The organism is Pseudomonas sp. GW456-12-1-14-TSB6, assembly GCF_059424205.1.
In genome coordinates this window covers 134,713-148,447 of record NZ_JBWKZE010000007.1, presented here as the reverse complement: position 1 = coordinate 148,447, position 13,735 = coordinate 134,713, and the positions used below count along the sequence as shown (strand labels likewise).

Genomic DNA, 13,735 nt, shown 5'->3' with positions numbered 1-13,735 from the left:
ACTTCTGCGCATTGGCAAAAGCAGTTCACCGTTGCAGACGTTCGCGCTGGCATAATCCACCGCAATTCAGGATGGAGAGTGCCCATGTCGCGCTACTTTTTTTTATCCCTCTGCATGATTTTTTCCGTGGCTCAGGCCGACGAAAAAACGACGGCGAATGACGCCCACGATCTGGCTTACAGCCTCGGCGCCAGCCTCGGCGAACGACTGCGTCAGGAAGTACCGCAGCTCCAGATCCAGGCGTTGATCGAAGGTCTGCAGCAGGCCTATCAAGGCAAGCCGTTGGCACTGAGCGAGGCACGCATCGAGCAGATCCTCGCCGATCACGAATCGCAGACAGCCGAGCAGGCGGCGATGCCTTCGACTGAAGCCGCGATGGAAAACGAGCGACGTTTTCTCACCGCCGAAAAAGCCAAACCGGGTGTGAAGGAGCTGGCCGACGGCATCCTGCTGACCGAGCTTGCGCCGGGGAATGGCACGAAGGCCGGCCCGGATGGAAAAGTGCAGGTGCTGTACATCGGCCGACTGCCGGACGGCACCGTGTTCGATCAGAACAGCCAGCCGCAGTGGTTCAATCTCGACAGCGTGATCGCCGGCTGGCGCACCGCGCTGCAGAACATGCCGGTCGGCGCGAAGTGGCGTCTGGTGATTCCATCGGATCAGGCTTATGGCGCCGACGGTGCAGGCGACTTGATCGCGCCGTTCACACCGCTGGTGTTCGAAGTGGAATTGCGCGGCGCGACCAGTTGATCGCCCAATAAAAAACGGTGCGTTTGGGGCGCACCGTTTCTGTGTCTTGCGAGGTTCGGTTCAGGCCTGAACCGAATCCTCTTCCTTGTGTGCGGTATGCAGCACTTCGATCAGGCAGTCTTCCAGTTCGAAGCGCTCGTGAAGCAGGCCGCCCAGCTCCTTGAATTTCTCCGCAACGCATTTGCCTTCATCGCAAAGGTCGTTGAACGCGAGCAGTTTTTCGGTGATGACATCGATCCGCGGATAGATCGTCTCGGCCAGCTCCAGGCCGCGTTTGTCGTTGAAGGCCTTGGCCTCGCCCGTCAGCTGTTCGTAGATCTCGAAGTGCCCGGCCGAGACGTAATCGACCAGCACACCGCAGAATTCCTGCAAAGGCTTTCGATCCTCGGACAGCGCCTGAGGTTTGGCGCCCAGCTTGTCATAGGCAGCGATCAATTCCTCACGCTCCTGCAGCCAGCGGTCGATCAGCAGATGAACTCCACCCCAACGTTCCTGAGCATTCTGACAACTTTCGAGCATGGTGATCTCTCTTCCCTTGTGGGTCATGCTGCCCTACACCCGCGCCTCTTCTTGTGAATATTGCTTTGAGAGGCGGCCAGGCAGAGCGTCATCGAGCAACACAATTCCAATGACACGTGCGGGCCAGATTATGCCCGCACGCCTATGGCTTCAAGGTACGCAGGAGAGAAAGTTCATACAAGTGTTTAATCCCTGACCAGCGCCGGGTGCGACGGTTGGCCGCTAAGTGGTCGCTGTAAAGCCATCCAGACCTGTCGCAGCAACTGGTAAGCGGCAAGGATCGACATCCCCACGAAGAACAGCAGGCTCCACTCCGGAATGCTCAAATCGAATAGTGTCCAGGACAACTCCGTGCAATCGGCAGTGTCGTTGAACATACGCATCAGTGCGCATAACCACGGCAGGCTGCTGAACATTTCCTCCGGCCCTGGCCCGCAATGCGCCAGCCTTTGCAGGGAATCACTTTGCAACAGCACTTGTCGCCAGGCCGCCGTCATCCCGCCAAGACTGGTCAGCAACGCCATCATCCAGTACAGCGACAGACCGACACGCTGCGGCCCATGGACCGCCGCCACACCACAAAACATGGTGAGCACACACATGAACAGACGCTGGACCAGACATAGGCTGCAGGGCACCAGACCGACCGCGTATTCGAGGTAATAAGAAGCTCCCAGGGCCAGAATCCCCGCAGTGAAAGCCATAAAAAACAGGGAGCGTGAGCAGGCCAACGACATGGCTTATCCGTAACAATAAAGACAGGCAGTTACGGTAGAGGAAAGCGCCTCGGGCTTTCAAGGCAGGTCACTGGCGACACTTCATCAGAAGTGTAGGGAAATCCCGACAGGCACCGAAGGATTCGGTGTAGCCCACTGTAGGATTTTGCTCGGGAGGGGATTTACCGGTAACAATTCAGTCGCCGGGAAAGAAATGGAGGAGCAACGCTCCCCCTTTCTGATCATGCTCGAACGGCTACCGGCAATGGTGCAGCCAGCAGGCGCTCATCCAGCATACCCAGCCCTTCCTGGAACAGCAGATTGCTGCGCTCGGTGTCACCGAGCCGGGCCAGCAGCCGCGCCAACTCGGCGCACGCTTCCGGATTGCGCTGCACTCGCAGACTGCTTTCCAGGTAGTCCCGCGCCTTGCCCCACAGACTGGCTTGCAGGCACAGGCGTCCCAGCGTCAGCAGCAGGCTGGCATCGCCCGGATGATCCTTGAGCCAGCCTTCAGCCGTCTGCAACTGACGTGTCGGATCATTACCGCGCACCAGACCGTAAAGGCGGGCCAGATGACTGTCGTACTTGCGCTTGAGCGCCGTGCGCAGCACTTCTTCCGCTTCGACCTGAGCGCCCAGCTGACGCAGCTGCTCGGCGTAGGCCAGCACCAGCGCCGGCTCCTGGCGCTGGGCAGAAGTCAGTTGCTGCCATGCGCGGTTGAGCGACTGTAAACCGACTGCGCCGTCCTCTTCACGCTGGGCCGCGAGGGACAGGTTTTCCCCCCAGGCGCGACGTTCGAGTTCGGTCAGTTCGGACGGTGGCAGGACTTTGTCCTTGCGCAGCTCCGGCAACAGCCGAATCACGGACGACCAGTCACCGCGCTGCTGATGCAGGCGCTGCAACTGGCGCAAGGTCTGGACATTGTGCGGATGGCGTTCGTGCATCGCCTGCAAGGTGACTAGCGCCCCATCGGTATCGCCACGATCGGTCTGCAACTGCGCATGGCTGAGGGCGATCGCCAGCTCGGCCTGCGGCTGACGCTCGAGGGCGCGCTCCAGCAGGCGATCGCTTTCCTCGTAGTTGCCTTGTTCGTTGGCGGCTCGAGCAGCCCCCAGGTAATACAGCAACGGTTGACGCTCGGCTTCAGCGGCCCGGTACAGGTGACGCTGGGCGCTGGCCCAGCGGCCTTCGGCCAGGTCGAGCTGACCATGCTCGATTGCTACCTGCACGCGGCGGCTGCGGTTACGACGCGACCATGGATTGACCACGCCGCCGGAGGTCAGCACCAGCTCAACAAGCGCCTTGATGCCCCAGACCAGCAGCCACAGCACCGCCACCACCGCCAGGGTCGCCCACAGGCTCGATTCATAACGAAAGCTTTTGTAGGCGACCAGCACGTAACCGGAATGCTCGGCAATCGCCAGGCCCAGCGCCGCCGTTGCCGCGATCACAAGAAACACGATCACATACAGGCGCTTCATGGTGTCGCCTCCTGCGCAGTACTGGCGGCCGGTTTGGCGAAGGGTTTCACCGAGTCTTCGGCGTTGACGTTGCGGCGCTCCAGATAGGCCTGCACCGCACTTAAGGTTCCAGCGAGATCCGGCGTGTTGACGGTAACCGGTTGCTTGCTCAATTCCGCGACCTGCTCGAGCATGATTTTGCTCTGCGGGTTGTCCGGGTTGAAGTTGCCCGTGAGCACGTCACGCGCTTCGGCCAGGGCCTGGGTGTACACCGGTGCCTGACCGTTGAGCGCGGCCCATTGCGCCTGTTCGAGCGCAAGGCTCAGGGCCAGACGCACCTGGCTCAGGCTCTGGCCGGCGAGCAGCGGCCGGACGTTTTTATCGGCGTTGAAATCGATGCGGATGTAGCGCGAGATCTGATCCCACCACTGCGCCCAGCGACTGGCGCCGTCGCCATCGGAGGTCAGGCCCAGCAGCGAATCACCGCGATCCTTGTATTCCGGCGCCAGCTCGGTGAGGCCGACGACCTGATCGCGCAAGGCGCCCAGGCGCAGGAACAGCCCGGTGCGATCCGGCTGCTCGGTACTGCGCAGCGCCACCAGGGTTTTCGCCACTTGCTCGCGGGCGGCGAACGAGCCGGGATCATTCTGTTCGCGCAGGATTTCGTCGGCACCCTGCACCAGCGCCTGGGCGCTGCTGATGTCCTGGAGGGCGGAAAGACGCAGGCTGGCCAGACGCAGCAAGTGCTCGGCCTCGGCCAGACGCCAGTCCTTGCGGCTGGCGCCAAGGACCGTTTCCAGACGCTGGTTGAGGCGTTGCTGATCGCCCTGAAGCTGGGTCACCAGACGCTGGCGTTCGGCAAGTTCATCGGCGCCGGGCAATTGCCCGAGGCGCTCGGTCAGTCGTTGCTCATTGAGCTTCAGGGTCTGGGCCTGATCGTTCAACGCCTGAACCTGACTCAACTGATTCTGAGTGCTGGTCTGCAGGTGTCGCACCTGCCAGACACCCCAGCCACCCACCGCAACACCGGCAGCGCCGAGCAGCAGCGCGAGAATGGCCAATCCGTTGCCTCGGCGCGGTTCCGCGGCCGGTGGCGGTGCATCAACCGGTGCATCGATCACAGGTTGAACGTCATCTTTAGGCAAGGCTGTTTCGCTCACGTATCCATCCTTTGCATTAGAGAACGGGCACGGGATGCTCCCGTAACGCCGTCAGCAAGGCCGCGGCACTGGCGCCGCGACAATCCACAACTGTTCGGGCCCCGGCGGCACTGGCCTGCTCGGCAACCCTTGGGCTTGGAACAAACAACGGCAGCCGCGCAAGTGCAGGCCAGCTGTCGCCGGCCAGTTGGCGCAGGTGCTCGAAACCCTGTCCACTGCTGACCACCAGCCCGTTCAGGCGTTCCGCTGCAATCCTGCGGGGCAGCTCCTGCGGCGGATAGTCCGGCAGGTCGCGACGGTACAACTCCAAGTATTCGACACTAGCACCAAGCGCGCGCAGGCGCTCGGCCAGCAGCTCGCGTCCGCCCTCCCCGCGCAGGATCAACACCTGCGAACCGGGCGCGGCCACCGCCTCAAGCAGACGCGGCAATTGCAGCAAGGCCTCGCTGTCGTCGCCCGCGTCCGGGATGCTCACATCCAGCCCCCGATCCCGAAGGATGGCTGCGGTCGCCGCGCCTACGCTGAACCACGGCATTGTGGGAGTCGCCAGACCCAGAGCGCCGAGCAGATCCACCGCGATCCGCGCCGCCGGTTTGCTGACCACGATCACTGCGCTGTAACGCGGCAGTTGCGTGATCGTGCGGCGCATTGTGTCAGAGACCGGCAGTGGCGCGATTTCCAAAAGCGGCAGACAGCTGCTGAAAATCCCTTGTTCTGCCAGCACGGTGGCGAGCGCCGAACAGTCCTCCACCGGGCGCGTCAGCAGCAGGCGCCAGGCGGTCACTCGTGACCTGCCTCGCCGTAGACCGCCTTGAGAATATCGTCGGCGCCTTGGCCGAGCAGGTCTTCGGCAACCTGTACGCCCAGCGTCTCGGCTGCCGCGCGCGGTGCCCGTGCTTGTGCGCTGAGCAGCTTGCCGCCGCTCGGTTCGCCCACCAGACCGCGCAGCCACAACTGATCGCCTTCGAGCACGGCGTAGCAAGCGATCGGCACCTGGCAGCCGCCATTCAGATGTTTGTTGAGAGCACGCTCGGCGGTGACACGGTCGGCGGTGTCGGCGTGATGCAGGGGCGCGAGCAAGGCATGGATTTTGGTGTCGGCGCTGCGACATTCGATACCGACGGCGCCCTGGCCACCGGCCGGCAGGCTGTCATCGACGCTGATGGCCGAGGTGATGCGATCTTCGAAACCGAGGCGGATCAGGCCCGCTGCCGCGAGGATGATCGCGTCATACTCGCCGGCGTCGAGCTTGGCCAGACGGGTGTTGACGTTGCCACGCAGGAAACGGATCTCGAGATCCGGACGGCGTGTCAGCAACTGCGCCTGACGCCGCAGGCTGGAAGTGCCGACGATGCTGCCGGCGGGTAATGCATCGAGGCTGGAATAAGTGTTGGAGACAAACGCGTCACGGGGATCTTCGCGCTCGCAGATGCAGAACAGACCGAGGCCTTCGGGGAAATCCATCGGCACGTCTTTCATCGAATGCACGGCGATGTCGGCTTCGTTTTCCAGCAGCGCGGTTTCCAGTTCCTTGACGAACAGGCCCTTGCCACCGATTTTCGACAGGGGCGAATCGAGCAGCTTGTCGCCGCGACTGACCATGGGCACCAGCGTCACCAGCAGGCCCGGGTGGGATGCTTCAAGACGGGCTTTGACGTATTCGGCCTGCCAGAGGGCCAGAGCACTTTTGCGGGTGGCGATGCGGATTTCGCGAGAGGACATGGATCAATCCGTACTGAATAGATACGGCGGATAATAACAGCTCAGCCAAATCCACTTTGACCTGAATCAGATACGGCGTGGCCTCCCTGGCCTGCAATGCCTGGTGAAATGAACGAAGAACCGCCCGAAGCCTGCGGACTAAAGCCCCTGCATCATTTTGCGCACGCCCGCCACATGTCGACGGCTGACAATCAGCGCGTCACCGTTGAGGCCCTTGAGGAACAACTGGAAGTGGCCCAGCGGTGTGCGTTGCAATCGCTCGATGCGGTCGCGGGCGACCAGTGCGTTGCGGTGGATCCGCACGAAGCGCTCGCCAAATTCGTCTTCCAGCGCCTTGAGCGGCTCATCCAGAAGGACTTCGCCAGCTTCGTGGCGCAAGGTCACGTATTTGTGGTCGGCAATGAAGTACACCACCTGATCCAGCGGGATCAGTTCGATGCCTTTGCGGGTCCGGGCGCTGATGTGGCTGCGCGGGCCGTTACCGCTTTCGGCGGCAGGACGGGTCAGGGCCGAGAGTTGGGCCCGGTTGGGACGTTCAGCCCGTTTCAGGGCGTCATGCAGATGTTCGGTTCGCACGGGTTTCACCACATAGCCCACGGCGCTGGCCTGCAGGGCTTCCACGGCAAATTCATCGGGACCTGCGCAAAACACCACGGCTGGCGGGGTTTCGCGTTCGCACAGACGGGCAGCCACCTGCAGGCCATCGAGGCCCGGCATGCGGATATCGAGCAGTACGATATCCGGCTTGTGGCTGTCGATCAGTGCCAACGCCTCTTCGCCATTGGTGGCGCTGGGCTCCAGGATTGTGTAGCCCTCGAGCTCGCTCACCATTCGGCTGAGTCGCTCGCGGGCCAGTGGTTCGTCATCAACGATCAGGACATTCATATTGCGCTGGATTCCTGCGTGAGTCTCGCACAAGGATAGCGTAGACAAGTGGAGTGACGTCCGTCACCGCGATCCACGCTAAGACTAGCGCGAGCGCCAAAAAGTGCCGTACGTCGGCCGGCAATATTTGCCGACACCCGCGACGTACCGCCCGACGCCCGTCGCCGACTGCGTTTTACGCAGGGTATGCCAATGGCCAATACACCCACCCCTCTCTCTTCTTATAGTCGGTGGCCGGATCTTTGCCCGATCCGTGGTCACCCGACCCCTATGTCCTACTGTAGACGCTCGTCGGGCCGATATTGCTCAATCGGAAAATATCCTTGCGCAAATCCCCCGGGGACGCCGACAACTATGGCGGAGCGAATGAGAAAAAAACGTATCGACCAGTGTCAGCGACAGGATTGGCAACCCTGTTATTATCCGCGCCAGCGTTTCACGCCTTCTTTCTTCAAGCCGATACGAGCGAATTCATGAGCACTGACAAGACCAATCAGTCCTGGGGCGGCCGCTTCAGTGAACCCGTCGACGCCTTCGTCGCCCGCTTCACCGCCTCCGTCACTTTCGACCAGCGCCTGTATCGCCACGACATCATGGGCTCGATCGCCCACGCCACCATGCTGGCCAAGGTCGGCGTGCTGACGGATGCCGAGCGCGACAGCATCATCGATGGCCTGAAGACCATCCAGGGCGAAATCGAGGCCGGCCAGTTCGACTGGCGCGTCGACCTCGAAGACGTGCATATGAACATCGAAGCACGCCTGACCGACCGCATCGGCGTCACCGGCAAGAAGCTGCACACCGGCCGCAGCCGTAACGACCAGGTCGCCACCGACATACGCCTGTGGCTGCGTGACGAGATCGACCTGATCCTGAGCGAAATCACCCGCCTGCAAAAAGGCCTGCTGGAGCAGGCCGAGCGTGAAGCCGCCAGCATCATGCCGGGCTTCACCCACCTGCAGACCGCTCAGCCGGTGACCTTCGGGCACCACATGCTGGCCTGGTTCGAAATGCTCAGCCGCGACTACGAGCGTCTGGTCGACTGCCGCAAGCGCACCAACCGCATGCCGCTGGGCAGCGCCGCACTGGCCGGCACCACTTACCCGATCGACCGCGAATACACCGCGCAACTGCTGGGCTTCGACGCCGTCGGCGGCAACTCGCTGGACAACGTGTCCGACCGTGACTTCGCCATCGAATTCTGCTCGGCCGCGAGCATCGCGATGATGCACCTGTCGCGCTTCTCCGAAGAGCTGGTGCTGTGGACCAGCGCGCAATTCCAGTTCATTGATCTGCCGGACCGTTTCTGCACCGGCAGCTCGATCATGCCGCAGAAGAAAAACCCGGATGTTCCGGAGCTGGTACGTGGCAAGACCGGTCGGGTGTTCGGCGCCCTGATGGGCCTGCTGACCCTGATGAAAGGCCAGCCGCTGGCCTACAACAAGGACAACCAGGAAGACAAGGAACCGCTGTTCGACGCCGCCGACACCCTGCGCGACTCGCTGCGTGCCTTTGCCGACATGATCCCGGCGATCAAACCGAAACACGCGATCATGCGCGAAGCGGCGCTGCGCGGTTTCTCCACCGCTACCGATCTGGCCGACTACCTGGTGCGCCGTGGCCTGCCGTTCCGTGACTGCCACGAAATCGTCGGCCACGCCGTGAAGTACGGCGTCGACACCGGCAAGGATCTGGCGGAAATGAGCCTGGAAGAACTGCGCCAGTTCAGCGACCAGATCGAGCAGGACGTGTTTGCCGTGCTGACCCTCGAAGGCTCGGTAAATGCCCGTGACCACATCGGCGGCACTGCGCCGGCGCAGGTCAAGGCTGCCGTGGTTCGCGGTCAGGCGTTGATCGCCAGCCGCTAAAAGCCAAAAGCATCGCCAGCAGGCTGGCTCCCACATTCTGGATCTGTGAATACAAATTCAGTGTGGGAGCCAGCCTGCTGGCGATTGCTCTTTCAAAAACGCTAAAACTGCTACTTCTTCGCAGCGATCATCGCCAAAAACGTCGGCATCGCCGCTTCCTTGTCCGCTGCAATCTTCTGCACGTGCGGATTCTGCTCCAGCCGCTCCAGCAGCGCCTTGGCCTTCGGCATCTGTGCCAGCAAATCCAGACCGAACAGCTTGTGCCCCACCGCAACTGCCAACGGCACGCTGTAGAGGAAGTACAAATCCGCAATAGTCAGGCTGTCGCCCGCCACATAAGGGGCGAACTTGCCGTGACGGCCCAGTGCCGCAAAGCCCAGCAGCAATTCAGCCTTGGTTTTCTCCTTGATCGCTTCCGGCAGCGTCGTACCGAAAAACGCCTCGCCATAGCAGGCACGGGCCGGCAGCTCGATGTACAGCTCGATTTCCTTGGCCACCGCCAGCACCTGAGCGCGGGCAAACGGCTCGGTCGGCAACAGCGGGACACCCTTCTGGCTGCTTTCAAGGTATTCGAGCATCACCATCGTTTCATTGATGTAGCCACCTTCGGTCCCCAGCACCGGCACCTTGCCGCGCGGGCTGATGGCCAGGGACTCCGGCGTTGGCGTCGGGTAGAACGTGACCTCTTCGAACGGCAGGTCTTTTTCCAGCAGCGCCAGCTTGACCATGTTGTAGTAGTTGCTGACGGAGAATCCATAGAGCTTGAACATCACATAGCCTCCAGGCCGTGCGGGGTGGGCAGTGCCTGTTTATAGATCGCACCAGGGATTCGCGCCAGCAGCATCACGCCGCTGAATGCGGGTAAACTGGCGCCTTTCCTTGAGGAGCCTGCCATGAGCGAGCCGACTGACATCGACAATGATGAAGAAGAGTTCACCGAATCGACGCTGATCGAAGCGATCGAGAACCAGATCGAAAGCGACAACCCGCCAGCGGCCAAGGCAACCTTCAACAAGCTGACGCTGGTCGGTTACGAGCGTGATGACATCCTGAATCTGATGGCCCACGTGCTGGCCTGTGAAATCGACGCGATGCTCGACGAAGACCGCGCGTTCGATACCGAGTGGTACGAAACCGCGCTGCGCGCACTGCCCGAGCTGCCACCGGAAAAGCAGTAAACGGCCCCGCCCTGTGGGAGCCCGCCTGCTCCCACACAATTTGTCACCCATCTGCGCGGTCTTCTCCCGCTCCCTGACTACACTGGAATCCACCCCGGGACAAAAACCCTGACACGCGCACTGGACAGGCCACGCCGGCAGGTTCACCTTAGGGGCGCTGTCGTCCAATTCCTAGAAAGTCTGGAGTCCTTATGTCGCTTACCCCTGAGTTGGTTGCCGAACTGGAAGTCCTCGCACTCTTCAACCTGGACAGTTCCCAGGAAGGTCTGAAAATTCATCAGACCGCTGCCCCGAAGCACATTGCCGCCGCACAACGCCTGTTCGAAAAAGAACTGACAGACCAGCCTGATGGCGGTTACCTGACCAGCCTCGGTCGCGATGCCGCACAAAACGTGCAAACCGTACTGACGATTCTCAAAGAGCAGCAAACCGCCTGATCCTTCCGACTTTGCCCACGGAAACCCCTGTCACGGGATTTCCGCGGGCCAGCCATGAACGTCGTCCATCACCGCGCGATAGAAATCTGACGTCAAAAAACAAATTCAGCTTAAAACTCCTGCCGCTCAGGCGCTAAACTCCCGGACACCCGAGACCCCTTGCCTCCGAGCCCTGCGCGCCGGTTTGAGCCGACATGACCCGCACCCATGAAATCCGCCCCGACCTCGACGAAGGCATCGACCGCAAGGTACTCAGCCAGCTACGTGCACGCTTTCTGAAACTCAATGAAGGCCGCCTGAACCGGGCGCGGGAAGGCCTGTCGACGCGCCAGCAAAGTGTGCTGACGCTGCTGCCGCTGTTTTTTCACGTTAATCATCCGCTGCTGCCGGGTTATGTCTCGGGCAGCACGCCAACCGGGCTGTCAAATTACGAGCCTGACGCCGAGGCGCTCGCCGAAGCCCAGCGCCTGACCCGCTCGTTTTCCTACAAGCCGCGTCACGGCAGCAACCCGCCACGGCCGATTCACGGTCTGTTCCTGATGGGCAGCCTCGGCACGCTGGCCCAGGCAGACCAGAGCGACATGGACGTGTGGGTCTGCCACGCCCCCGACCTGAGCGATAGTGAGCTGGCCGAACTGCGCAAGAAGTGCCAGTTGCTCGAAACCTGGGCCGCCAGCCAGGGAGCCGAGGCGCACTTTTTCCTGATCGACCCGGTACGTTTCGTCAAAGGCGAACGCGATACTCAGCTCAGCTCCGAAGATTGCGGCACCACCCAGCACTATCTGCTGCTGGACGAGTTCTACCGCACCGCGATCTGGCTGGCTGGGCGCACGCCGATCTGGTGGCTGGTGCCGGTCTACGAAGAACGCGCCTATGACGCGTACACCCACACCCTGATTTCCAAGCGTTTCATCCGCAACGATGAAACCCTCGACCTGGGGCCGATGGCGCACATTCCGCCGGGCGAATTCGTCGGCGCCGGGCTGTGGCAACTGTTCAAGGGCATCGAGTCACCTTACAAATCGGTGCTCAAGCTGCTGCTGACCGAGGTCTACGCCAGCGAGCATCCGCATGTGCAGTGCCTGAGCCTGCGCTTCAAGCAAGCGGTGTTCGCCAATCGGCTGGACCTCGACGAGCTGGATCCGTACATGGTGGTCTACCGCCGGATCGAGGAATACCTCACAGCGCGCAACGAACCGGAGCGGCTTGAGCTGGTACGCCGTGCGCTGTACCTCAAGGTCAACCGCAAGCTCACCGGCAACAGCCGAACCCAGAGTTGGCAGCGCTCACTGCTGGAAAGACTGGCCAGCGAATGGCATTGGGATCAGCGGCAACTGGCGCTGCTCGACAGCCGCAGCCAGTGGAAAGTCCGCCAAGTCAGCGCCGAACGCCGGGCGCTGGTCAACGAACTCAATTACAGCTATCGATTCCTGACCCAGTTCGCCCGCGCAGAGCAGACCGTCAGCCTGATCAACAAGCGCGACCTCAACGTTCTCGGACGGCGCCTGTATGCGGCGTTCGAGCGCAAGGCGGACAAGGTCGAGTTCATCAATCCCGGCATCGCCCCGGACCTGGCCGAAGACACGCTGACCCTGGTGCAATCGCCGAACAAAAAGGAACCGGGCCAGACCCAGTGGGGCCTTTACAACGGCAGCCTGACAGCGCTGGAGTGGGAACACTTCGCACCGATCAAGCGCAGCCGCGAGTTGCTGGAATTGTTGACCTGGTGCCACCGCAACGGCGTGATCGACAGCAGCACCCGACTGGCCCTGCACCCCGGCACCAGCGACATGAGCGAGTTCGAGCTGTTCAACCTGCTCGGCAGCCTGCAACAGAGCATCCCCCTGCCCTTGCCGACCGTTGCCGAAGAACCGCTGCTGCGCGCCGCCGTACCGAACGAAGTGTTGATGCTGGTGAATGTCGGGGTCGATCCGCTCAAGCATCACCGCGACCTGAACATCCTGATGACCACCGAGCGTACCGATTCGCTGAGCTACGCCGGTGTGCGCGAGAACCTGGTGTTGACCTTGGATCAGGTCACGCTCAACAGCTGGAACGAAGTGCTGGTCAACCGCTTCGATGGCCCGCATGCCCTGATGGACTGCCTGCGCGATTACCTCAACAATCTGCCGCGCGGAGCGCAACAGCCGTCGCTGCGAGTGCGCTGCTTCTGTCACAACCGCGCGCAGTTCATCGCGCGACGGGTGGAAGAAATCATCGACACCGCGCAGACCCTGTTGCTCAGCGACCTGAATCACCGCTACCTGATCCAGGTGCAGCAGCATTACCACGTGCTGGAACTGGTGCCGGGTCAGGTCAACCATGTCGCCCTCGCCACCCTGCCGGCGCTGCTCGATTACCTGGGCGAGGAACAGCCGCGCTACAGCCCGCTGCACCTGGACCCGATGGCGCTGGAAGACCACGACCTGGCGCTGATCCTGCCGATGGGCCAGCCTGAATGCATTCAGGTGTTCTACCGGATCACCGAACAAACCGCCGAGCTGTACGTACTCGACGAATTCAATGCGCTGTGGCAACAGCACTTGCCCTTTCACGACGAGCAAAGCCTGTTGGTGCCATTGCAGCGGTTCCTGCAGTCGATCCAGTTCCGCCGCGAAGCGCTGCTGCCGATGGATGCGGGCCATGCCGCCAGCCTTGAAATCTTGTATTACCAGTTATTGCCATCAGGGCCGGGACGCGCGCGACGGGTCGAAATGCGCCCGGCGCCGCAGACGCCGGTCAACAAACCGTTCTACGACGTGCAGGCGATCGTCGGCAAAGCCGCGCCCGGCGAAGTGCAGGTCACGCTGTATTGCAATCAACGGGAATTCAGCGAGCTGGAACATGGCGACCAGCTGTTCAGCGTGGTCGCCCGGGAGATCGTCGGGCAGCGCCGGGAAACCGAGCGCTACCGCTGCTACATCACCGACCTGGACCTGTCGGGCGTGATCGGTGACGGGCAGAGTTCGAGCAATCTGTATCTGCGTTACAAGGCCGACCTTGAACGCTCTCTGAACGAGGCGCTCGAGCAGGTCTGAGG

The 13,735-nt window shown here is 61.8% G+C and carries 13 protein-coding genes; 5 read left to right on the top strand and 8 right to left on the bottom strand.

Annotated features, from left to right (window positions below; genetic code table 11):
• Positions 1–84 precede the first annotated feature (84 nt).
• Positions 85–750, top strand: a complete 666-nt coding sequence (locus tag AC07Y2_RS08860) for an FKBP-type peptidyl-prolyl cis-trans isomerase (protein WP_039765295.1) — start codon at positions 85–87, stop codon at positions 748–750.
• A gap of 60 nt (positions 751–810) precedes the next feature.
• Here AC07Y2_RS08860 and AC07Y2_RS08855 read toward each other — a convergent pair whose 3' ends face one another.
• From AC07Y2_RS08855 to AC07Y2_RS08825, 7 genes are all read right to left on the bottom strand, one after another.
• A complete protein-coding gene (locus AC07Y2_RS08855; RefSeq protein ID WP_007951863.1) occupies positions 811–1,269 on the bottom strand; it encodes an Rsd/AlgQ family anti-sigma factor in 459 nt (152 codons plus the stop codon).
• A gap of 185 nt (positions 1,270–1,454) precedes the next feature.
• Positions 1,455–2,006, bottom strand: coding sequence for a disulfide bond formation protein B (locus tag AC07Y2_RS08850; protein WP_039765294.1), 552 nt, complete (start codon positions 2,004–2,006; stop codon positions 1,455–1,457).
• A 221-nt stretch (positions 2,007–2,227) separates the two neighbouring features.
• On the bottom strand, positions 2,228–3,466 hold the full coding sequence (locus AC07Y2_RS08845; RefSeq protein WP_085667355.1) for a heme biosynthesis protein HemY: 1,239 nt from the start codon (positions 3,464–3,466) through the stop codon (positions 2,228–2,230).
• Positions 3,463–4,605: a uroporphyrinogen-III C-methyltransferase gene (locus AC07Y2_RS08840; protein WP_103385886.1), complete on the bottom strand. Its 1,143-nt coding sequence runs from the start codon at positions 4,603–4,605 to the stop codon at positions 3,463–3,465. The genes AC07Y2_RS08845 and AC07Y2_RS08840 overlap by 4 nt, the downstream gene beginning before the upstream one ends.
• Before the next feature lie 16 nt (positions 4,606–4,621).
• The gene (locus AC07Y2_RS08835) at positions 4,622–5,389 is read right to left on the bottom strand and encodes a uroporphyrinogen-III synthase (protein ID WP_103385885.1); all 768 of its coding nucleotides are present in this window, start codon (positions 5,387–5,389) and stop codon (positions 4,622–4,624) included.
• Positions 5,386–6,327 carry a hydroxymethylbilane synthase gene (gene hemC / locus AC07Y2_RS08830; RefSeq protein ID WP_103385884.1) on the bottom strand — a complete coding sequence of 314 codons (942 nt, stop codon included), beginning with the start codon at positions 6,325–6,327 and terminating at the stop codon, positions 5,386–5,388. The genes AC07Y2_RS08835 and hemC overlap by 4 nt, the downstream gene beginning before the upstream one ends.
• A gap of 138 nt (positions 6,328–6,465) precedes the next feature.
• Complete coding sequence (locus tag AC07Y2_RS08825; RefSeq protein ID WP_039765284.1) at positions 6,466–7,212, bottom strand: LytR/AlgR family response regulator transcription factor; 747 nt, start codon at positions 7,210–7,212, stop codon at positions 6,466–6,468.
• A gap of 473 nt (positions 7,213–7,685) precedes the next feature.
• On the opposite strand from AC07Y2_RS08825, the gene argH reads away from it, so the two are divergent.
• Complete coding sequence (argH, locus tag AC07Y2_RS08820) at positions 7,686–9,080, top strand: argininosuccinate lyase (RefSeq protein WP_011336517.1); 1,395 nt, start codon at positions 7,686–7,688, stop codon at positions 9,078–9,080.
• A 110-nt stretch (positions 9,081–9,190) separates the two neighbouring features.
• On the opposite strand, the gene AC07Y2_RS08815 is transcribed toward argH, so the two are convergent.
• On the bottom strand, positions 9,191–9,850 hold the full coding sequence (locus tag AC07Y2_RS08815; protein WP_103385883.1) for a glutathione S-transferase family protein: 660 nt from the start codon (positions 9,848–9,850) through the stop codon (positions 9,191–9,193).
• 123 nt (positions 9,851–9,973) lie between these two features.
• On the opposite strand from AC07Y2_RS08815, the gene AC07Y2_RS08810 reads away from it, so the two are divergent.
• From AC07Y2_RS08810 to AC07Y2_RS08800, 3 genes are all read left to right on the top strand, one after another.
• Positions 9,974–10,258 carry a hypothetical protein gene (locus AC07Y2_RS08810; protein ID WP_007951881.1) on the top strand — a complete coding sequence of 95 codons (285 nt, stop codon included), beginning with the start codon at positions 9,974–9,976 and terminating at the stop codon, positions 10,256–10,258.
• Between the two features lie 191 nt (positions 10,259–10,449).
• Complete coding sequence (locus AC07Y2_RS08805; RefSeq protein ID WP_007951883.1) at positions 10,450–10,695, top strand: TIGR02647 family protein; 246 nt, start codon at positions 10,450–10,452, stop codon at positions 10,693–10,695.
• Between the two features lie 194 nt (positions 10,696–10,889).
• Positions 10,890–13,733 (top strand): class I adenylate cyclase, encoded by a 2,844-nt coding sequence (locus AC07Y2_RS08800; protein WP_103385882.1) that lies wholly within the window; start codon positions 10,890–10,892, stop codon positions 13,731–13,733.
• Positions 13,734–13,735: the final 2 nt, after the last annotated feature.

Coding starts and splice junctions, on each gene's coding strand:
- AC07Y2_RS08860 (WP_039765295.1), top strand. CDS start 85: ATGTCGCGCTACTTTTTTTTATCCCTCTGCATGATTTTTTCCGTGGCT.
- AC07Y2_RS08855 (WP_007951863.1), bottom strand. CDS start 1,269: ATGCTCGAAAGTTGTCAGAATGCTCAGGAACGTTGGGGTGGAGTTCAT.
- AC07Y2_RS08850 (WP_039765294.1), bottom strand. CDS start 2,006: ATGTCGTTGGCCTGCTCACGCTCCCTGTTTTTTATGGCTTTCACTGCG.
- AC07Y2_RS08845 (WP_085667355.1), bottom strand. CDS start 3,466: ATGAAGCGCCTGTATGTGATCGTGTTTCTTGTGATCGCGGCAACGGCG.
- hemC (WP_103385884.1), bottom strand. CDS start 6,327: ATGTCCTCTCGCGAAATCCGCATCGCCACCCGCAAAAGTGCTCTGGCC.
- AC07Y2_RS08825 (WP_039765284.1), bottom strand. CDS start 7,212: ATGAATGTCCTGATCGTTGATGACGAACCACTGGCCCGCGAGCGACTC.
- argH (WP_011336517.1), top strand. CDS start 7,686: ATGAGCACTGACAAGACCAATCAGTCCTGGGGCGGCCGCTTCAGTGAA.
- AC07Y2_RS08815 (WP_103385883.1), bottom strand. CDS start 9,850: ATGTTCAAGCTCTATGGATTCTCCGTCAGCAACTACTACAACATGGTC.
- AC07Y2_RS08810 (WP_007951881.1), top strand. CDS start 9,974: ATGAGCGAGCCGACTGACATCGACAATGATGAAGAAGAGTTCACCGAA.
- AC07Y2_RS08805 (WP_007951883.1), top strand. CDS start 10,450: ATGTCGCTTACCCCTGAGTTGGTTGCCGAACTGGAAGTCCTCGCACTC.
- AC07Y2_RS08800 (WP_103385882.1), top strand. CDS start 10,890: ATGACCCGCACCCATGAAATCCGCCCCGACCTCGACGAAGGCATCGAC.